The 20,192-nt window shown below is 61.2% G+C and carries 19 protein-coding genes; 12 read left to right on the top strand and 7 right to left on the bottom strand.

From position 1 onward, the window contains the following. The first annotated feature begins 20 nt into the window (after positions 1-20). Genes nadA through nadC form a run of 3 tightly spaced genes read left to right on the top strand, consistent with a single transcriptional unit; the run spans position 21 to position 3,396 of the window. Positions 21-995: a quinolinate synthase NadA gene (gene nadA, locus QAZ47_RS14080; RefSeq protein WP_278207353.1), complete on the top strand. Its 975-nt coding sequence runs from the start codon at positions 21-23 to the stop codon at positions 993-995. Continuing rightward, a complete protein-coding gene (locus QAZ47_RS14075) occupies positions 992-2,551 on the top strand; it encodes an L-aspartate oxidase (RefSeq protein WP_278207352.1) in 1,560 nt (519 codons plus the stop codon). Before nadA ends, QAZ47_RS14075 begins: the two co-directional genes overlap by 4 nt. After that, entirely contained in the window at positions 2,548-3,396 is an 849-nt protein-coding gene (gene nadC, locus QAZ47_RS14070; protein ID WP_278207351.1) for a carboxylating nicotinate-nucleotide diphosphorylase, read from the top strand. Before QAZ47_RS14075 ends, nadC begins: the two co-directional genes overlap by 4 nt. Positions 3,397-3,488: 92 nt before the next feature. On the opposite strand, the gene QAZ47_RS14065 is transcribed toward nadC, so the two are convergent. The 7 genes from QAZ47_RS14065 to QAZ47_RS14035 all read right to left on the bottom strand — a co-directional run bounded on the left by QAZ47_RS14065 (position 3,489) and on the right by QAZ47_RS14035 (position 11,266). Beyond that, positions 3,489-4,457 (bottom strand): ABC transporter permease, encoded by a 969-nt coding sequence (locus QAZ47_RS14065; protein ID WP_278207350.1) that lies wholly within the window; start codon positions 4,455-4,457, stop codon positions 3,489-3,491. Positions 4,458-4,526: 69 nt separating this feature from the next. Then, entirely contained in the window at positions 4,527-5,510 is a 984-nt protein-coding gene (locus tag QAZ47_RS14060; RefSeq protein ID WP_278207349.1) for an ABC transporter permease, read from the bottom strand. After that, positions 5,507-7,057 (bottom strand): sugar ABC transporter ATP-binding protein, encoded by a 1,551-nt coding sequence (locus QAZ47_RS14055; protein WP_278207348.1) that lies wholly within the window; start codon positions 7,055-7,057, stop codon positions 5,507-5,509. Before QAZ47_RS14055 ends, QAZ47_RS14060 begins: the two co-directional genes overlap by 4 nt. A gap of 74 nt (positions 7,058-7,131) precedes the next feature. Then, complete coding sequence (locus QAZ47_RS14050; RefSeq protein ID WP_278207840.1) at positions 7,132-8,292, bottom strand: ABC transporter substrate-binding protein; 1,161 nt, start codon at positions 8,290-8,292, stop codon at positions 7,132-7,134. A 206-nt stretch (positions 8,293-8,498) separates the two neighbouring features. Continuing rightward, the gene (locus QAZ47_RS14045; RefSeq protein ID WP_347566942.1) at positions 8,499-9,878 is read right to left on the bottom strand and encodes an aminotransferase; all 1,380 of its coding nucleotides are present in this window, start codon (positions 9,876-9,878) and stop codon (positions 8,499-8,501) included. A gap of 50 nt (positions 9,879-9,928) precedes the next feature. Beyond that, the gene (locus QAZ47_RS14040) at positions 9,929-10,120 is read right to left on the bottom strand and encodes a hypothetical protein (protein WP_278207347.1); all 192 of its coding nucleotides are present in this window, start codon (positions 10,118-10,120) and stop codon (positions 9,929-9,931) included. Positions 10,121-10,351: 231 nt separating this feature from the next. Next, positions 10,352-11,266, bottom strand: a complete 915-nt coding sequence (locus QAZ47_RS14035) for a LysR family transcriptional regulator (protein ID WP_278207346.1) — start codon at positions 11,264-11,266, stop codon at positions 10,352-10,354. Positions 11,267-11,475: 209 nt separating this feature from the next. Between QAZ47_RS14035 and QAZ47_RS14030 the strand changes: the two genes are divergently transcribed. From QAZ47_RS14030 to pcaF, 9 genes are all read left to right on the top strand, one after another. Next, positions 11,476-12,246: a 5-oxoprolinase subunit PxpA gene (locus QAZ47_RS14030; protein WP_278207345.1), complete on the top strand. Its 771-nt coding sequence runs from the start codon at positions 11,476-11,478 to the stop codon at positions 12,244-12,246. A gap of 14 nt (positions 12,247-12,260) precedes the next feature. Next, a complete protein-coding gene (locus tag QAZ47_RS14025; protein WP_278207344.1) occupies positions 12,261-12,503 on the top strand; it encodes an acetyl-CoA carboxylase in 243 nt (80 codons plus the stop codon). A 6-nt stretch (positions 12,504-12,509) separates the two neighbouring features. Continuing rightward, entirely contained in the window at positions 12,510-13,883 is a 1,374-nt protein-coding gene (locus QAZ47_RS14020; protein ID WP_278207343.1) for an acetyl-CoA carboxylase biotin carboxylase subunit, read from the top strand. A 7-nt stretch (positions 13,884-13,890) separates the two neighbouring features. Further along, positions 13,891-14,766 (top strand): carboxyltransferase domain-containing protein, encoded by an 876-nt coding sequence (locus QAZ47_RS14015; protein WP_278207342.1) that lies wholly within the window; start codon positions 13,891-13,893, stop codon positions 14,764-14,766. Then, a complete protein-coding gene (locus QAZ47_RS14010; protein WP_278207341.1) occupies positions 14,756-15,730 on the top strand; it encodes a biotin-dependent carboxyltransferase family protein in 975 nt (324 codons plus the stop codon). The genes QAZ47_RS14015 and QAZ47_RS14010 overlap by 11 nt, the downstream gene beginning before the upstream one ends. Before the next feature lie 105 nt (positions 15,731-15,835). Continuing rightward, the gene (locus tag QAZ47_RS14005; protein WP_278207838.1) at positions 15,836-17,281 is read left to right on the top strand and encodes an aldehyde dehydrogenase; all 1,446 of its coding nucleotides are present in this window, start codon (positions 15,836-15,838) and stop codon (positions 17,279-17,281) included. 111 nt (positions 17,282-17,392) lie between these two features. Next, positions 17,393-17,704 (top strand): DUF4286 family protein, encoded by a 312-nt coding sequence (locus QAZ47_RS14000; RefSeq protein WP_278207340.1) that lies wholly within the window; start codon positions 17,393-17,395, stop codon positions 17,702-17,704. A gap of 36 nt (positions 17,705-17,740) precedes the next feature. Beyond that, complete coding sequence (locus tag QAZ47_RS13995) at positions 17,741-18,739, top strand: NADPH:quinone oxidoreductase family protein (protein WP_278207339.1); 999 nt, start codon at positions 17,741-17,743, stop codon at positions 18,737-18,739. A 160-nt stretch (positions 18,740-18,899) separates the two neighbouring features. Further along, positions 18,900-20,105, top strand: coding sequence for a 3-oxoadipyl-CoA thiolase (pcaF, locus tag QAZ47_RS13990; protein ID WP_278233622.1), 1,206 nt, complete (start codon positions 18,900-18,902; stop codon positions 20,103-20,105). Positions 20,106-20,192 lie beyond the last annotated feature (87 nt).

Below are 20,192 nucleotides of genomic sequence, written 5' to 3'. Positions count from 1 at the left end.
GAGAATAATTTGGAGGACCAGTGCCGGTTTCGCTTTCGACCACCGCCTCCCTCTACGATCGTGTGCGCCGGGTGATCCCGCCGATCGAATGGCCGGCCTTCACCGATGACATCGAAGCCATTCTCGCGTTGAAGCGAAAACGCAACGCGGTCATCCTGGCGCACAACTACCAGACGCCGGAGATCTTCCATTGCGTTGCCGATATCGTCGGCGACAGCCTAGCGCTTGCTCGCAAGGCAATGGCGGTCGACGCGGACATCATCGTGCTCGCCGGCGTGCATTTCATGGCCGAGACGGCCAAGCTCCTCAATCCCAGCAAGACCGTGCTCATTCCGGATCTCGGCGCCGGCTGCTCGCTAGCCGACTCTATCACCGCTTCCGACGTGCGCCTGATGCGGCAACGCTATCCCGGCGTGCCGGTCGTGACATACGTCAACACCTCCGCTGCCGTTAAGGCCGAGTCCGACATCTGCTGCACCTCGGGCAATGCCTTTGCGATAGTGGAATCCCTTGGCGCGCCACGGGTGATCATGCTGCCCGACGAATATCTAGCTAAAAACATCGCGGCGCAGACAAAGGTCGAGATCATCGCCTGGAAGGCGCATTGCGAAGTCCATGAGCGCTTCACGCCCGCCGATATACGCGAGCTGCGCGAAGCATATCCTGGCGTCAGGGTGCTCGCCCATCCCGAGTGCCCGCCGGAGGTCGTCGCGGAGGCGGATTTCGCCGGCTCGACGGCGGCGATGTCCGACTATGTCGGGCGCCACAGGCCGGCGCGCGTCGTGCTGATGACCGAATGCTCGATGAGCGACAACGTCGCCGTCAAACATCCTGACGTTGATTTCGTGCGCCCCTGCAATCTCTGCCCGCACATGAAGCGCATCACGCTCGCCAACATCCGCACGGCACTCGAGGAGAACCGCCACATCGTAACCATCGATCCGGACATCGCCGAGCGGGCGAGCCGGGCGGTGGAGCGGATGCTCGCCATATGACCATGCGCGACCTCTGCAGCCGCCCCGTCATCATCGGCGGCGGCATTGCTGGACTGATGACGGCGCTGCATCTCGCGCCGGAACCGGTCGTCCTCATCTCCAGGGCCTCACTGGGAGATGAAACCTCCAGCACGCTCGCCCAGGGCGGGATTGCAGCGAGCCTCGGCAGCGATGACTGCCCGGGCCTGCATCTTGCCGACACGCTTGGGGCCGGCGACGGGCTTTGCGACGAGTTCGCGGCGAGGCGCGTAGTCGAAGCGGCACCGGAAGCTATCAGGCGTCTCGAGCGGCTGGGCGTCGGGTTCGATCATGCGTCCGACGGCCGGCTTCTGCTCGGGCTCGAAGCCGCGCATTCGCGCCGGCGGATCGTGCACGCCGGCGGCGACGCCACCGGCCGTGAACTGGTCCGGGCGCTTGCCGCCGCCGTGCGACGGACGCCTTCGATCGCCGTCCTTGAAGGCGTCGACGTGCGACGCCTGTTTGTCGAGGACGGCGAAATCGCCGGCGGGCTTGCCGTCGGAAACGGCGACGCGATGACGCTCTCGACGAACCGCGTGGTGCTCGCGACCGGCGGCATTGGCGGGTTGTTCGATCACACGACCAACCCGCTCGGCTCGTTCGGGCAGGGCCTGGCGCTTGCCGCGCGTGCCGGCGCGGAGCTCGCCGATCTGGAATTCGTGCAGTTCCACCCGACGGCGCTCGATCGCTTCCGTCGCCCGATGCCGTTGGTGAGCGAAGCGGTGCGTGGAGAAGGCGCGATCCTGGTAGACGAGCGCGGCCGGCGCTTTCTCGCCGATACACCGGGCGGGGAACTCGCGCCGCGCGATGTCGTGGCACGGGGCCTGTGGCGCGAGCTTCGCGCCGGGTATAGCGTGTTCCTCGACGCGCGGCAGTGTCTCGGGCCGAGATTCGCCGCGCGCTTCCCGGCGATTGCACAGCTCTGCCGGGAGGCCGGCATTGATCCCGCCAAGGAGCCGATCCCGGTGCGTCCCGCGGCTCACTATCACATGGGCGGCGTGGCCGTGGATGCCGACGGCCGCAGTTCGGTTCGCGGGTTGTGGGCCTGTGGCGAGGTCGCACGGACTGGACTGCACGGGGCCAACCGGCTTGCCAGCAACTCACTCATTGAGGCCGTGACATCGGCCACATGGGTAGCGGCGAGCGTTGCCGCTGCGTCGCCTGGCGCTCACAAACGGCTGAAGCCGATGATCGTGCCGCCGCGGCCCGATGCTTCGCGCATCCGCCCAATCGCGTCGCGCGCTCTCGGCATCGAGCGCGACGGCCAGACGCTGCGCGAAGCGGCGGAGATACTAGCGCCAATTGCCTCCGGTCATGATGCCGCCTCAGATCCCGCGCTGGTCGCCCTGATGATCATGATCGCAGCCCTTCGCCGGGAAGAAAGCCGGGGTTCGCACTTCCGGACCGATTTCCCGCAGCGCGATGCACGGCCACGATCGCTGCGGTTGACGCTCGACCAGACGCTCGAAGCGGCAGCAATCCTTTCCGACACGGTGTCCGATCCTATAGCGCTGCTCGACAGGAGGGCTTCACCATGAATCTGACACCGCTGCCGCGTGTGATGGTCGAGCCCCTGGTGCGCGCCGCCCTGCTCGAGGATCTGGGCCGCGCTGGCGATCTAACCACCGACGCGATCGTTCCAGCGGATGCGACCGCGACGATGGCGCTCGCTGCACGACAGCCCGGCGTGATCGCCGGACTCGATGTCGCCGCTCTCGCCTTCGAACTGATCGACCCACGCGCCGAGGTCACCGTAGTCCACCCGGAGGGCGCTGCCATCTCGGCCGGAAATGTCTTGGCCACGGTGCGCGGACCTGCCCGCGCGCTCCTCATGGCCGAACGCACCGCGCTCAACTTCCTTTGCCATCTTAGCGGCATCGCCACGCGAACCGCGGCGATCGTCGAAGGGGTGCGCGGGCACAAGGCCAAAATCGTCTGTACGCGAAAGACGACGCCCGGCCTGCGCGCTCTGGAAAAATATGCCGTCCGCGCGGGCGGCGGGGTCAATCACCGCTTCGGTCTCGACGACGCCATGCTTATCAAGGACAACCATATTGCAATCGCTGGCGATATCCGCACGGCCATCGAGCGGGCGCGGACAGCTGCAGGTCACATGGTGAAGATCGAAGTCGAGGTCGACACACTTGAGCAACTCGATGTCGCACTGGCGGCGGGAGTCGACGCGGTGCTGCTGGACAACATGTCCGTTGAGCAACTGACTCACGCAGTCGCGGTGGTGGGTGGCCGCGCCATCACCGAAGCATCTGGCCGGATAACCGCGCAGACTGCACCTGCAATCGCCTCGACCGGGGTCGACCTGATTTCGGTCGGATGGATCACGCACAGCGCACCGATCCTCGACATCGGGCTGGATTGCCGGTAGCTAATGCAGCCCTCAACAGAACGCCACGCCACCCGACAGATAAAGGCGGTGCGGCCGCATCGAGCTGGCAAAGCATTCATCGTTTGCACCCATCAGACCTGGGAGCGAATGTGCGGCATCCGGGCATACAGAGCGACCATCGGGATGAGCAGCAATCCCACGATCGCCTGCTGCGCTGGGATCGACAGTCCAACACCAACCAGCAAGGACGTTAGGACTGTCAGGACAAGTGCGCCGATCACGGTCGCGCCATAACCACCGGCGCCGCCGAGCAATGACGTTCCGCCAATCACCACCGCCGCAACTGTTGTGAAAAGATAGGGGTCGCCCACAGCTACATAGCCACCACCCGAAAAGCCGAGCAGAAGCACGCCGGTCATTGCTGACATGATGCCGCTGATCGCGTGCACAGCCACCCACAGTCTAAATTCGTTTATCATGAGCCTGGCTGCGGCATTCCGGCTGCCTCCCAGAGCATAGAGGCTGCGGCCGAACCATGTTCTTTTCACCACAAAAGTCATGGCGACGATCACCAGGAACCAGATTACGACGACCGGCGGTATGGGCAAGCCAAATGTACGGCCGTTGAAGGCCGCGAAATTCGTCAGCCAGCTAGGTATCGGTGCAAAAACATTGCCCCCGGTGGCAGAGCCGAGCGCGGTGTAGATCTGTGTCGCACCAACGATCGTGAAGCCGACTCCAAGCGACATAATGAGGGCCTGGCCTTGAAGGCGGAAACTGAGCGCGCCGTTGATTGCGCCAGCCATCAGCCCAAGCAGCAGGATCATGGTGATGGCGATGGGGGCCGGCAATCCCGCATTGATCATCGCAGGCAAAAGGATGTTGGCCGCGCCGATGACATAGGGGATCGAGAGATCCAGCCCCCCAAGCAGGGCAACCATAGTCTGCCCCAGCGATGCCAATCCCAGAAACGCGGCAAGCAGCAGGATGGAGCGCGCATTCTGGACCGAGGCAAACCCTGGCACGAGGAATGACCCCGCAATAGCAAGCATGAGAAGAAGGCAGACGCCGATGGCCAAGGCACGATTGATTCGGATCATGTGCGATATTCCAGAAGAGCCCAACTCGCCCCTCGCTCCGTCCACGGATAGCTGTGTCACGGTCATCTGCTACCTCGTCCTTGGCGCGTTGGCGCTATTCACGAGCACGTTGATCAAGAGCGACGCAATGAGGATGAGGCCAAAAGACATTTGCGTGGCGTAGCCTGAGTACATACCAAAATTGAACGTCGCCAGCAGTCGGGAAATCATGAACATGTTGAGCGCACCCAAGAGTGCACCGACCGCTCCGCCCCGTCCCCCCGCCATGCTGGCACCGCCAAGCACTAATGCTGTGATCGCCTGAAGTGTATAAGTGCCTGCCTGGATCGGATCCCCGGAAGAGATTAGTGCGGTGTGGCAGATCGCGGCTAGCCCGACGAAGACGCCGCCAACGACATGGGCCGCGAAGCGCACGGCTTCGATGCGCACGCCAGCCGTATACGCGGTACGCTCGTCCAAGCCGGTCATGCGCAAATGCGTATGGAACGCTGTGCGCGTAAGAAGACCCCACAAAGCAAGCGCCACAACAACAACGGCAAGGATCGGCGAAAATGGGTCGACGCCAGCGCCCCATTTCGCCAACCAATCAGGTGCCACTCCTCCTGCCCGCGGCATGACCATCAAGTTGACCCCACTGAGAAAGAGATAGCTGCTTAGGGTGACAATGATTGGGGCGACGCGCACAAAGACGATTACGAAGGCTTGGAAGAGTTGATAGACGACACCAATGCCAATCGCCCAGGCGAAGAACTCGACGGGGCCCACGATCCCGTTGCCGACCAGCCACTGGATCAGCGTTACGTTGATTAAGCCAAGAAGCGGCCCCACAGCTAGATCGACGGCACCGCGCCCGGCCATCACGATCGGCGTGAGAGCCATGGTCGCAAGAACGAGCGGCGCTGCCACCAACACGGCCCCTGCGATTCCAGTGCCGGTAAAAAGAGCCGGGCTACGGACAATGCAGGACAAGACAAGGATCATGAACAAAGCCGCCGGAACGATAAGGTGGCTGTCGCGGGACACCCGGCCGGAGGGATGTGCTGCTGAGGTCATTGAACCTTTCCTTCGGTCACTGCTTGGAGTCCGGTATGATTGCCGTGGCCGAACATGGCACTCAGGATCGGAGCCTCGGCGATGTTGTCGCCTTCAAGGGATCGGAACAGGCTGCCGTTGACGAACACATCGACCCGATCAGCGAAGCCCAGAAACTCCTCGATCTCGCTGGAGAGGTAGATCACCGCACCGCCGGCGTCGGCGTAGTTCCGCAGTTCACGGTAAAGGTCCCGTTTGGTGCCAAGATCCACGCCACGGGCCGGATCATTAAGCACGATCAATTGCGGATCCCGCGCGAATGCCCGGCCGATCAGCACTTTTTGCTGGTTGCCACCGCTGAGCGACGTAATCTTGTTGGAGGAATGGCCAGTCTTGATGGAAAGCCTGCGCACCTCGCTTGCAAAAGCCTGTTCCAGAGCTTTTCGCCTGATCAATCCAAGCAGGCCCGTGTTCTGGCGATAAAGACTTATAGCCAGATTCTCAAAAATGCTGAGGTTGGGAAAAATGCCGTCGCGTTTCCTGTCGCCTGATACATAGGCAACGCCGAAGGCGTCAGCATCGGCCGCATTGCGCAAAGCCCGAATCGCGCCGCCTGCCAGGTGCATCAGCGGCGCACCAGTTTCGGGCTTGGAGATACCTGCTGCCGCTGCGGCAAACAGCTCGTGACCCTGACCGTCGAGTCCGGTCACTCCGACAATCTGCCCCGGGCCGATCTGGAAATCAAAAGCCTGCGCCTTTTCGGTCAACTGCACACTGGACATGGTCATCAGCGGTGGCTTAATCACCGAGGATTGGCGCCGATCAAGCGAGGCGATCTGACGATCCTGCGGCGTCATCAAGGCCAGCAGATTCTGCTCGGTCAGCGCAGACTTATCGAGCGTTCCGACCGCAACTCCGTCACGGAGGATCGTTGCCCTGTCGGCGATGCGCACCAGTTCCGCAATACGATGTGTCACCAGGACTACGCAGGCTCCGACTTCACGCAATCGACTGATTTCGTGATGGAGGCGCTCAGTCGCCTCAAGATCCAATGCAGCGGAAGACTCATCCAGGATCAACACCCTTGGCTCGCGCAACAGCGCCCTGCCGATAACGATCCATTGCTTGACGCTGAGCGGTAAAATCCCGACGCGTGTCCATGGCGGAATGTCGCGCCCCGTGAAGCGGCGCATCATTTCCCGCGCGCGGGACTGCTTCTCCCGTGCGGAGACTCTTTTGGCGAGGAGCCCATCTGCGCCGACAAACAGGTTGTCCGCCACGCTTGCTTCGTCGGCCAGCAGGACTTCCTGGAAGATCGTGGCCACGCCTAGCGCTTGAGCCTCGATGGGGTTACGCGGACGGCCGCCGAGTACCCGGACGCTGCCAGAGTCTTCTCGCACCACGCCTGAGATGATCTTGGCGAGCGTACTTTTCCCACTGCCGTTTTCACCGACGATCGCATGCACTTCCCCACCACGGGCAGAAAAGCTGCAGCCACGCAGGGCTTTGGTTTCGCCGAACGCCCTAACGATGTTGTTCAGCTCGATGAAGTTTTTCCCATTGTCCACTTTGGAGCCCCTTCACTGGTCGAGCACTCCGGCGGAGATTGGGCTCCGCCAGAGTGCGAGTTGTCCGCCCGCGGTCAAGGCTTCCAACTGAGGGGATCATGCGGTCTCTCGAAGAAGGCGTCCAGCACGGCAGAGTTTGCCCAATCGTCACCCTTGGGTTCGATCCAGTCGGTTGAGTTCGGGTTGCAGTCCTTCGGAAGAGCCGCATTGACGTCCTCAATCGTGTAGGGCAGAGCCTGGCGCAAGATCGACTGGTTCTTCGGACCCTGCCCTTCAAGAATACGCAAGGTGACGTCCCAAGCCAGCCTGGCGTCGGCACGAGGCGGCCAGAAGTGGAAGCTCTTGCTGACAAAATTGGGGGTATTGCGCCAGAAGCATGCGGCCGAGGCCTCGCCGCCAAGCACGATCGGCATCATTTCACGGCCGGACTGGCGAACCGCGTTGAGCACGCCATTCTCATTCGACGACTGGGCCAGGATGCCGTCGATCTGCTGGGGGTTTGTGGCCAAGAACTTCTGCACCTCGACCTGCGCGACCTGATCGGTCCAGTTGCCTGCGACATTGCCGACAATCTTGACGTCGGGATGGTCGGCGAGGGCTTCCTTGGCACCAAGGTCAAAGCTGTCGGATGTGGCCATACCGGGAATGCCCGACACCAAGAGGATATTGCCCTTGCCCCCCATTTCCTTGGCTAGCCATTCGCCGGCGATATAGCCGTTCTGCACAGCGTTTTCGGTGGCGTTGATGGCCAGGGGTGATGTCACATAACCCGAAAAGGAAATCACCGGGACGCCCTTGTCATGCGCGTATTCGATCGTCTGGTTGAGGGCCGTGACGTTTGAACAGCAGATGATGATTGCGTCGACCCCGTCATCGACCATCTGGCGCATTTGCTGGATCTGCACCGTGTCCTTGAGCTCCGACTGCGTCACCACGAAGTCGGAGACGAGACCGGCTGCCTTGTATTTCGGCAAAAGCTTGTTGGTGAACTCATCCATGATGGCCGCGCGCCAACCATTGCCGGCATAGTTGCTGGCGTAGCCAATCCTCCAAGGTGGCCCCTTCCTGGGCTTGAAGTTCACCAAGGGACTCGGCCCTATCGGCAATTGAGGGTCGACACGTTCATACGCCGCCTTCTGGCCTTCCGGCACGGGGCCTCGTTCAGCGGCGATTGCCGGAAGCGCGCAGGCGATGCCGATTGATGCGGCAAGCGCGAGCTGAAGTAATGCTTTCATTTCCGTCTCCCATTGTGAAGTATGCATGCTTGATTTCACGCACTGCCGAGCGGTGGCCTGAACCTCATGCCGAGCGCCGCCAACCATCTAGGAGCGACGCTTCAGATTGGAGCAAATTCCGCCCGATGCGCTCCAGTGATCCCGCCTGTGACGGGTCATTCTTCGTTCCCCAATGCCCTCACGAAAACGCACCGCGAGGCACTTCGTTACTTTCCGTTCGACAAGGCCGCCGAGACTTGGTCGAGCGCAATTTTCAGTTCATCGACGATAATATCGATCTCCGACTCGGTGATGATCAGCGGCGGCGACAGTGTAATGCGGTCACCGATGACCCTGATCAGCAGTCCGCGCTCGCGCGCCGCGCGCATAACGAGGGCGCCGACGCCTCCCGCAGGCTCGAAGAACGTCCTCGAAGCCTTGTCCTTGACCAGATCGATGCCGGCGACGAGACCGATGCCGCTGATGTCGCCGACCAAGGGATGCCCACGCAGTTCCTCGAGTTGCCCAAGCATATAGGCGCCAGCGGACTTCACCCGGCTCAGGACGTCGATCTCTCGATAGATTTCCAGCACCTCAAGCGCGACCGCAGTCGCGACCGGGTGACCCGAGTAAGTTGAACCGTGAGCGAAGTTGCCATGCTGGCGGCTTTGCTCCAGCATCGTCTCATAGACCCGCGGCCCGACCAGCACCGCTGCAATCGGAAGCATGCCGGCCGACAAGCCTTTGGCGCACGCGATCAAGTCCGGCTTAAGGCCGTAGGCCTCGCTGCCCCACATGTAGCCAGTGCGCCCAAAGCCGCATATCACTTCATCGGCGATGAAGAGAATCTCATACTTCTCCAGCACAGCCTGGATCTTCTCGAAGTATCCACGCGAGGGCGGAATTGCCCCGCCGGCGCCGATGAGTGGCTCAGCGATGAAGGCCGCGATGGTCTCGGGTCCTTCGGCAAGGATCAACTGCTCGAGCGCCTGGGCCAGCCGTGCGGAATAGGCCTCCTCGGTCTCCCCCGCGTCATGGAACTTGTAGTAGTGATTGGTCAGCGTATGGATGAACCGGTCAAGCGGCAAGTTGAACGGGAGCTGCATGTCTGGCTTGCCGGAGGCGCTGATCGCGGCAATCGTGGTACCGTGATAGCCAAGGTCGCGGCCAATGATCTTGCGCCGCTCGGGACGCCCTCGCGCATTCCAATGATACCAAGCAAGCTTGATGGCGGTGTCATTGGCTTCCGAACCGCTGTTCTGAAAGAGAACGCGCGACATTGGGACCGGCGCGATTTTCAGGAGCTTCTCGGCGAGTTCGATGCTCTTCTCGTGAGCGTAATGCCAGTAGTTGTGATAATAGCCCAGCGTGCGGAGTTGCTCGTAGGCCGCCTTTGCCAGGCGCTCGCTGGCAAAGCCGAGCGTTGCGCACCACAGGCCGGCCGCACATTCAAGGTAGCGACGGCCGTTATTGTCGAAAACAAACACGCCCTCCCCACGCGTTATAACTTCTGGCCCCCTCTCCAGATGAGCCGCGAGGTTAGTTTGCGGATGAATCAGCGAGAGCATGTCCCGCGACTCTATGGAATTCGGCGCGGCCTGCAGCATTGCCTTCCCCTTTTTTACCGTGTCATAGGGCCAGTGCGTAACCGGCCGGATCAAACGTCAGCTTTGCTCCCGGCCGGCTGAGCTCTGAAAAGTCGGATCGCGGCACAGGCGCGTAAGACTTTGAGCACTTCCGCGAGAATGGACGGATAGAGCCCGCCGGCCAGCGCCTTGTCGGGCCCGAACAGAACACCAAGCCACGCCACGTCCGGCAGGAAGATCGCCAATTCCCCGATCAGCATCACGATGACGCTGTCGGTAGCCCGCTATGCCCACATAGCAGCTTCCCGACAGAGGATCTGATTTGAAAACGCTCACCGACGCAGCTCCATCCCTTGCGCTGGTCAGATGCTGCTGAAATTGGTGAGCAATGTAAAATTCAAAATAGTGAGGGAGCACTATCTGATCTTTTTATAATGAACCACTCAAACCAGGGCCGGACCCTCTCTCTCCTCAGTTTCCGAGCCGTCAATCCATCACTGCGGCAGCTGCGGGCTGCTGACTATTCGCTGAATGAACGTTGTGAACGTCTTTGCCGCCGGGCTGAGTTTGCGTTGTGTCGCCGTGACGATCGATACATCGAGCGTAGGCACATTGTTCTGCAGGTCACGGGTTTCCACCCGCTGGCCATCCAATGACCAACGGCGATAGATGATGTCGGACAGGATTGACACCCCGAGACCCGAGGCAACCATCGTCCGGATCGCCTCGACTGAATCAGTCCTGTAGACGACTTTTGGCTTCACAGGCTCCGTTTCCCAATAGCGAAGGGCATTGTCCCAGGCGTCGTCGACGGTCAGAGCGATGTAGGGCTCCTGCGCTACCTCTCCGAGGGTTACCGACTCCTTGGCGAGCAATGCATGGTTTGCGGAGAGCCAGAGCCTGCGGGATGATCTGTGCAGCAACTTATAGTTCAGCCCGCCATCCTGCTGCGCATCCTGGGTCATCGTGAGCGCAAGGTCGAAGCGGCCATCTAGGACGGCCTTTTCAGCAGCCTGTCTTGAAAGTTCCTCAAGAATCAACCTGACGTCCGGGTAGACATAGTGGAAGCGCGCCAGCAGGGGAGCCAGGAAATAACCTGTAACGATTGTCGTGGTACCGAGCCTCACCTCACCCGCTACTTCCCGCTCACCATCCCGTTGAAGGTGCAGTGCCTGCTCGACGGTTGCAATTATGTCCCGTCCCCGTCGCAAAAACTGCTCGCCATCACGCGTGAGCGTCACGCCAAGGGAAGTGCGGTTGAGGAGCGTTATCCCGATGAGATCCTCCAGTTGGCGGATCGCGGTCGTCACCGCCGACTGTGAAACGTTCAACTGGATAGCCGCCCGACTGACCTGACCGGTCTCCGCGGCGGCAATGAAATATCGGACCTGCTTCAGCGAAAAGGTCATGACAGCACCCTAGGATTATAAAAAAAACAGATGGAACATCATCATTATTAAATATTATCGCATCCTTTCCATATTGGCTATGGATTCCTGAGCCACCACGGCGTGGCCAGGAAACACGGGGCGTTCGGGAATTCCACGGGGCGTGCAATGGCCCCGGATGCACGTGGACCGAACGTGCCAATTGCCTACAGCGGAAGGGAGGGCCGTGGATGAGCGGTGGAAAATTCGATATCAATTGCGACCTTGGAGAAGGGTTCGGCAATTGGCGTCTGGCCGACGACAACGGCATAATGCCTCTCATCAGCACCGCCAATCTTGCTTGCGGCTTTCACGCCGGCGATCCGGTCATCATGCGCAATACCGTCAATCTGGCGCGCGAGTTCAACGTCGCCGTTGGTGCGCATCCAGGGCTTCCCGATTTGCTGGGTTTCGGGCGGCGCCCGATGGCCATCAGCCCGAATGACCTCCATGCCTATCTCGTCTACCAGATCGGGGCGCTGCAGGGCTTCCTCACCGAGGCCGGAGTAGCGATGAGCCACGTAAAACCCCATGGCGCCATGTTCTACGTTCTGCGTGACCGGGCACTTGCTGAAGCGGCCGTGGATGCCATCGCCGCCGTTGCACCCGGGCTTCCCATCATCCTGGCCGGCCCCACCGGGAAGGAAATCTTTTCCAGCACCGCGGTCGCGCGCGGCGTTCCGGTTTGGCCGGAGGCCTATCCCGACCTCGAATATGAAGACGACGGCTCTGTCATTGTCGAGAGGCACAAGAAACCGGTCGATGCCGACCTGGTCTACCGGCGCGTCGCCGAGATCATCACCCACAAGACACTCACAATACGCTCGGGCAAGGTTCTGCCGATGGACGTCGACAGCGTATGCGTTCACAGTGACGGGCCCAACGTGCTGGCGGTCATCAACGCCGCCCGGAAGGCGATAACGGATTGCGGACGAAGCCTCGGCAGCCTGGCAAGGATCTGAGTGGAGAAACCGAAATGACATTGACGACGGTGCCAGCGCCGATCCCGGGTGTCTTCTACCGGAGCGAGTCGCCGGACAAGCCGCCCTTCAAATCTGAAGGCGATGCCGTCAGCAAAGGCGATGTGGTGGGGCTGATCGAGGTCATGAAGACGTTCACGCAGATCGAGGCTGAAGAGTCGGGGCACTTTGTCCGTTACCTCGTCGATGATGAGGACGCGGTCATGCCTGGCCAGCCGCTCTATGAACTGGAGACGTAGCCGGCCATGGGAATCTCGAAAATACTCGTTGCCAACCGCGGCGAAATCGCGGTTCGTATCATCCGTGCAGCGCGTGAGATGGGGATCGCGACAGCTCAGGTGGTTAGCAAGGCCGATCATGAGATGCTTGCGGCGCGGTTAGCAGATGAAAAGATCGAGGTCGGGCCTGCCCAAGCCTCCAAATCCTACCTCAAGATAGATGCGATCATCGATGCGGCGCGCGCCGTCGGCGCCGACGCTATCCATCCCGGCTACGGATTTCTGTCGGAGAATGCGGACTTCGTCGACGCGGTCGAGGCGGCAGGGCTGACATTCATCGGGCCGCGGGCCGATACGATCCGCGCTATGGGCGACAAGGCTGCCGCCCGGGCTTCGGCGGCAGCGGCGGGCATCCGGACCGTCCCAGGAAGCGAGGGGCGCGTTGACGCCGCGGACGCCGCCGATCTAGCTGCCAAGCTTGGCCTGCCCCTGATGATCAAGGCGGCCGCCGGAGGTGGCGGCCGGGGGATACGGGTCGCCAATACGGTCGAGGAGCTCAAGCGTATGATGCCTCTGGCCAGCGCTGAAGCGCTTGCGGCCTTTGGCGATGGTGGCCTCTATGTCGAGCGCTTCATCGAACGCGCCCGTCATATCGAGGTCCAGATCCTGGGAGACGGGAAGGACGCTGTCCATGTCTTTGAGCGCGAGTGCTCCTTGCAGCGTCGACGCCAAAAGGTGTGGGAGGAAGCCCCTGCCGCTTGCCTGTCGCAGTCTGTGCGCGCCGAACTCTGCGCTTCGGCTGCGCGTCTTGCCAAACACGTGAACTACCGCGGCGCCGGCACCCTGGAATTTCTCTATGACGAGCTGACGGGCGAGTATTTCTTCATCGAGATGAACACACGCATCCAGGTGGAGCATCCCGTCACCGAGATGGTAACAGGCATCGATCTCGTGAAAGAGATGATCCGGATCGCTGCCGGCGAGCCACTGTCTGTCCAGCAAGACGTCATCGTGCTGTCCGGGCACGCCATTGAATGCCGCATCAACGCCGAGGATCCACACGCAGACTTCAGGCCGACACCCGGCAAGGTCGAGGAACTCCGGTTGCCCGAGATGTCGCATGTGCGTTTCGATACCGGGCTCTATCCGGGATACATTGTGCCGCCTTATTACGACTCTTTGCTCGGAAAACTCATCGTCTGGGGGGAGACGCGAGCAAAAGCGCTTGAGAAACTGCGTCAGGCACTCGCTGTGCTCGAGGTTGGCGGCATCGCGACCACGGCACCACTGCATCGCCGGCTGGCGCTCGACCCGGATGTCGGCGCGCTGCGCGTTCATACCGGCTGGCTTGAGCGATGGCTGGAAGACCGGCCACTAGAACCGGCTAAGCTGGCATCCTAGGACGATCTTGATGACGCGTTATTCATTTGGCGGGGACGAGCATCTGGTCGTCGAGGTGGACGAAGCAATGTCGCTGCGCGCCTTCTTGGCCGCCCTGTCAATCTGCAATGCTATCCGCGACAGTCAAATCCAAGGTGTCACGGAGATCTGCCCCTCCAACGCATCATTTCAACTTCGCTTTGATCCGGACCTCATCGCGGCCGAAGACCTTCTGGCAGAGGTGAAGAAAATCGAGGCATCGCTGTCAAACCGGGAACAGGCGTTAGGGACACGCGTTCTCGAAATTCCCGTATTTTACGATGACCCCTGGACACGTGAGGTCATGGCGAGATTCAGCGACCGCCGCCAAGACCCTGAAATGACCGATCTCGAATACGTGGCACACATAAACGGCCTGTCCGGCCCAGTCGACTATGTCGCCAGACATTCGGGTTCGCCCTGGATGGTCACGATGGTTGGCTTCGGTGCCGGCAGCCCGTTCATGTTCCAGATGGTGGAGCAAGACCAACAACTCCAAGTCCCGAAATATGTGCGCCCGCGCACGGACACGCCGAAACAATGCGTATCCCAGGGCGGCTGCTTCACCGGGATTTACCCGGTGCGCGGTGCCGGCGGTTACCAGATGCTCGGCGTTACACCGCTGCCGATCTACGATCCGACGCAGACGACGAGCTATCTACAGGAGTTCATGATCCTGTTTCGCCCCGGCGACATCGTGCGAATGCGCCCTATCGGCCGCAATGAGTATGACGACCTCGCGGAGCAAGTGAAGACCGGAGATTTTCAGCTGCGCCAGACGCCAGCCTCATTCTCGCTCGACGACTTCGAGCGAGACATCAAGGCGTTTAACCAGCAAATGCTGGAGGCAATCGATGGACATTGAAGTCATCAAGCCTGGCCTTCTCACCACCATCCAGGACCTCGGCCGTCCCGGCTACTATCATCTCGGCATCCCGATCTCTGGCGCCATGGACCGCCATGCCTTGCGGGCGGCCAATCTTCTGGTCGGAAATGATGAAGGCGACGCAGCGTTGGAGGCTGTCTTCACGGGGCCGGAGCTGACCTTTACCGACCATAGGATCATCGCGGTTACGGGAGCCGATTTGCCTCCAAAAGTCGACGGAGAATCCCGGCCCACATGGGCGGCATTCGAGGTCGAACCGGGTCAGACCTTGTCTTTCGGGTTTCTCAAGCGAGGCGCCAGGGCATATATTGCCATTTCGGGTGGATTTGAAGTGCCGCTGCTGCTGGGCAGCCGATCGACCTATGTGCATGGCCAGTTCGGCGGCCTGGACGGGCGGCCTCTCAAAAGTGGCGACCGCTTGCCCGCCGGAGCGCGCAAGCGACAGTCGGGGAGCCGGTTGCGAGTAGCGGATGAAATGCGGCGCACCATGCCTGCGGATGTGGTATTGCGCGTGCTTCCCGGACTCTATAACCATCGCCTCACGCCCGTTGCCGAACAGCGTTTCTATGATGACACATGGGCGGTGGCGCCTGACGCTGATCGCGTCGGCTACCGGTTTCGAGGCGGGTCACCATTGGAGTTCAAGGCGCGAGAACAGCCATTCGGCGCTGGCGCCGATCCGTCCAACATTGTCGATGCCTGCTATCCTTACGGCTCAATCCAGGTTCCCGCCGGCACCGAACCGATCGTATTGCACCGTGATGCCGTGTCAGGCGGCGGCTATTTCACGCTCGGCACCGTCATCGCGGCCGACATGGACCTGATTGGCCAGTTGCAACCCCATCAGAAAATACGCTTCGCTCCGGTCGACATGCCCACCGCCCTCGCGGCTCGGCGACACGAGGCAGACCGCCTCGATCGTCTGCGACGAGGATATGGCTAAGGCCTATCGCCTGATCTGACCTGAATATCAACGCTTGATGTGGCGTCCGCTGGGACGCCCGAAGGAGGACCTATGGGCTTCGAAGCTAAGATTGAGAGCTACGGCATGCGCATCGGGGGTGCGGATGTGATGCATGACAAATACGTTGACACCGTCAATCCCTACACGGGCCGGGCGTGGGCCCGAGTGCCAGATGGCGATGCATCGCATGTCGACGCCGCCGTGAAGGCGGCCCGTGACGCCTTCGAGACCGGACCCTGGAGCATGATAACCGCGACCCAGCGCGGTCACCTCCTGCGCAAGCTTGGCGATATCGTCGCCCGGGATGCGGAAGCGTTCGCGCGCATGGAAACGGCAGACAATGGCAAGCTCTATCGCGAGATGCTTGGACAATGGCGCTACCTGCCGGAATACTTCTATTATTTCGCGGGTATGGCGGACAAGCTTGCTGGGAGCGTGCTCGCCTCGGATCGCCAGAACTTCCACCTGTTCACACGCCAGGAGCCAGTGGGCGTTGTCGGCGCCATCACAGCGTGGAACTCGCCCGGAATGCTGCTCATCATGAAACTCGCAGCCGGGCTCGCAGCCGGCTGCACCTTTGTCGTCAAGCCATCCGAATACACGCCGATCTCGACCATTGAACTTGCCAAGCGTGCCGACGAAGCAGGCTTCCCGCCCGGCGTGTTCAACGTCGTCACTGGCGGTGGCGTGGTAGGCGCGGCACTAGTCAACCACCCGGGCATAGACAAGATCGCATTCACGGGCGGTACAGAGACCGGCAAGCGCATCGCTGCCAGCGCCGCGGCTAATCTGACGCGGGTCTCCCTTGAGCTCGGCGGCAAATCTCCGAACATTGTGTTTGAGGACGCGGACCTCGATGTCGCGGTAAACGGTGCGATTGCCGGCATATTCGGCGCCAGTGGCCAATCTTGCTCCGCCGGCTCTCGCCTGCTGCTCCAAGAGAGCATCCATGACTCCTTTCTAGAGAAGCTGATTCAACAGACCCGGACAATTCGTCTGGGCGATCCGATGGACGCTGAAACCCAGATGGGGCCGATCGCGAATGAGCCGCAGTATCGGAAGGTTCTGTCCTCAATCGAGATGGCAAAGCAAGAGGGCGCGCGACTGGTCGAAGGCGGCGAGGCTGTCACCGATATCGGCTCCTATTTCGTGAAGCCAACCATATTCGCCGATGTCACCAACGACATGCGTATCGCGCAGGAGGAGGTTTTTGGACCGATCCTCAGCGTCATCCGCTTCAAGACGGAGGAGGAGGCGATCGCGATCGCCAACGACACGCGGTTTGGTCTGGCAGCCGCAGTTTGGACCAAGAATGTGCATCGCGCTCACCGCGTATCAGCCAAGTTGCGTGCCGGCACAGTATGGATAAACGCCTACCGCGTCGTCAGCTACATGGCTCCCTTTGGCGGGTTTGGCGAAAGCGGGCTGGGACGTGAAAACGGGCCCGACGCGATGCGGGAGTTCACGGAAACCAAGACGGTGTTTGTGGAGCTCAGCGGCCAGCCGAGAGATCCCTTCAAACTCGGTTGAGGTTTGTTGGCCTCTGAGTAGCTGGGAGCGGTGCGTCGCCTATCTCGCAAACCGTGAGGTGTGCCACGTGACCAACTTGCCAGACAGGGTCTTGAAGAAAGGAGTGGTGGAATGAGCGACTACGTGTATCTGGCGCAGCTGTCCGTGCCTGAAGAGTTTGATCGGCGGTTCAATGATTTCTACGACAATCGCTATCTGCCCCAGCTCCTGAAACTGCCCGGCGTTAGAGCGGTGAGCCGCTATCGCCTGGAGTGGACCGATGGCGAGAAGGCACCAGAATATCTCGCCATCTATGAAGTCGATTCGCCGGACGTCCCCAAATCGCCAGCCTGGCTCGAGGCCTCGGTCAAATCGAGTTGGGCGGAGACGATCCGCCCTCACCTCTCGGTCCGCCGCCACGCCATGTTCCGCCGACTACGCTAAGGCCGTCGACAACCCTTGCCAGCAGGAGACGTTACCATGAAAGCAGTTTGGGTAACTGAATTTGCGCCGTTCGAGCAGGTCCGCGTCGCAGACGTCCCCGATCCCGTTGCAGGCCCGGGCGAGGTCGTCATTGAGGTGCAAGCTGCGGAAGCGAATTATCCCGACATTCTGGCCATTGAGGGCAGATACCAGATCAAGCCACCCCTGCCATTCTCTCCCGGGAAATGCGCCGCTGGTGTCGTCTCTTCCATCGGGGCGGGCGTGGCATCGCTGAGCGTCGGTCAAAGGGTCGCGGCACAGACCGAATATGGCGCCTATGCTCAGAAATTGCGGGTCCGCGAGGAAAGTTGCTTCGTGCTGCCCGAAGGCATGCCCTTCGCCAAGGCCGCTTCTCTCGGCCTGGTCTACCAAACCGCCTGGTTTGCCTTGCAGGACCGGGCTTCATTCAAGGCAGGCGAAAGCGTGCTGGTTCTTGGGGGATCTGGCGGCATCGGCGTTGCCAGCATCCAGCTGGCCAAGGCACTGGGGGCATCGACTGTCATCGCTGGTATCATCGGGCCAGGCAACGATGCGATTGCGCGACAAGCCGGGGCTGACGCGGTTATCAACCTCTGCGCATCCAATCTACAGGACGCATTGCGCGATCAGGTCAAAGAGCTGACGGGCGGAAATGGAGTCGACATCGTCATTGATCCGGTGGGCGGAGACTCGAATGCCGCAGCTTTGCGGTCGCTGGCCTGGTGCGGGCGCTTGGTCATTATTGGCTTCGCCAGCGGCACGATTCCGACGATCAAAGCCAACTATCTGCTGGTGAAGAACATCGCCGTCACCGGCTTGCAATGGTCCGACTATCGCGAACGGACCCCAGAGCGGGTGAAAGAGGCTCAGGAGCAGATTTCCTCGCTATTTATGGCAGGCAAGATTGATCCCATCATCAGTCGAGAGTTCGCGCTGGAGGAATTCGCCGAAGGACTAAGGCTGCTGCGCGACGGCAAGGCGCAGGGCAAGATCGTCCTCAATATTGGATCAGAATGACGTGCAAACGCAGGTCACCAAGGAATTGTCTGGTCTCGCTACATCCGGACGTTACGCGTCAGCAGGTGCAAAACCCTTGCGATATTCAATCGTAGAATTTGCCGAAGCGCCTGACGATACGCCGGCGCCGACGAGAACCGCCAAAGGGAAAGCCGCATAAATGACCGACGCCTTCATCTGCGATTACATTCGCACACCGATCGGTCGTTTCGGCGGCGCGCTGTCCTTGGTGCGCGCCGACGATCTCGCTGCCGTACCGCTGAAAGCCTTGGTCGAGCGCAACCCGGGCGTCGACTGGGCGGCGATCGACGACGTGGTCTATGGCTGCGCCAACCAGGCCGGCGAGGACAACCGCAACGTGGCGCGCATGGCGCTGCTGCTCGCGGGCCTTCCCCAGGACATCCCGGGCTCGACCGTGAATAGGCTGTGCGGCTCCGGTATGGACGCAGTCACCATCGCTGCGCGCGCCATCAGGGCCGGCGAGGCCGAGCTGATGATCGCCGGCGGTGTCGAGTCGATGAGCCGTGCGCCCTTTGTGATGCCCAAGGCCGACACCGCCTTCTCGCGCAACGCCGAGATCCACGACACCACCATCGGCTGGCGCTTCGTCAACCCGCTGATGAGAAAACAGTATGGCGTCGATTCCATGCCGGAGACGGGCGAGAACGTCGCCGAGGATTTTTCCGTCAGCAGAGCCGACCAGGATGCTTTCGCCGTGCGCAGCCAGGACAAGGCCATCGCCGCGCAAGCCAACGGCCGGCTGTCTAGGGAGATCACACCGGTGACCATCCCGCAGAAGAAAGGTGACCCTGTCGTCGTGGCGAAGGACGAGCATCCGCGCGCCGGCACGACCATCGAGGCGCTGGCCAAATTGCCGACGCCGTTTCGTCAGGGCGGCTCGGTGACCGCCGGCAACGCCTCCGGCGTCAATGACGGTGCGGCCGCCCTAATCGTGGCTTCGGAAGCAGCGGCAAAAAAGTATGGTCTGACGCCGATCGCCCGCATCCTCGCCGGTGCGGTCGCCGGCGTCGCGCCGCGCATCATGGGAATCGGTCCGGCGCCCGCCACGAAGAAACTTTGCACACGCCTCGGCCTGACGCCTGAGCAATTCGACGTCATCGAATTGAACGAAGCCTTTGCCTCTCAAGGCATCGCCGTGTTGCGCCAGCTCGGCATCGCCGAAGATGCTGCGCACGTCAATCCAAATGGCGGGGCGATCGCGCTCGGCCATCCGCTCGGCATGTCCGGCGCGCGCATCACCGGCACGGCAGCGCTGGAGCTTCGCGAGCGCGGCGGCAAGCTTGCTTTGGCCACCATGTGCATCGGCGTCGGCCAGGGTATTGCCATCGCGCTGGAGCGAATTTAATTACGCCCCTTGGGCGGGGTGATGCGGCCCAGTACGGCTCGCCTTGCGCATACAGCAGGACCGTGTTCACAAAAGCATGACTCGCAC

The sequence above is a fragment of the Mesorhizobium sp. WSM4904 genome, assembly GCF_029674545.1.
Classification (GTDB): domain Bacteria; phylum Pseudomonadota; class Alphaproteobacteria; order Rhizobiales; family Rhizobiaceae; genus Mesorhizobium.
This window is presented reverse-complemented; position numbering and strand designations above follow the sequence as displayed.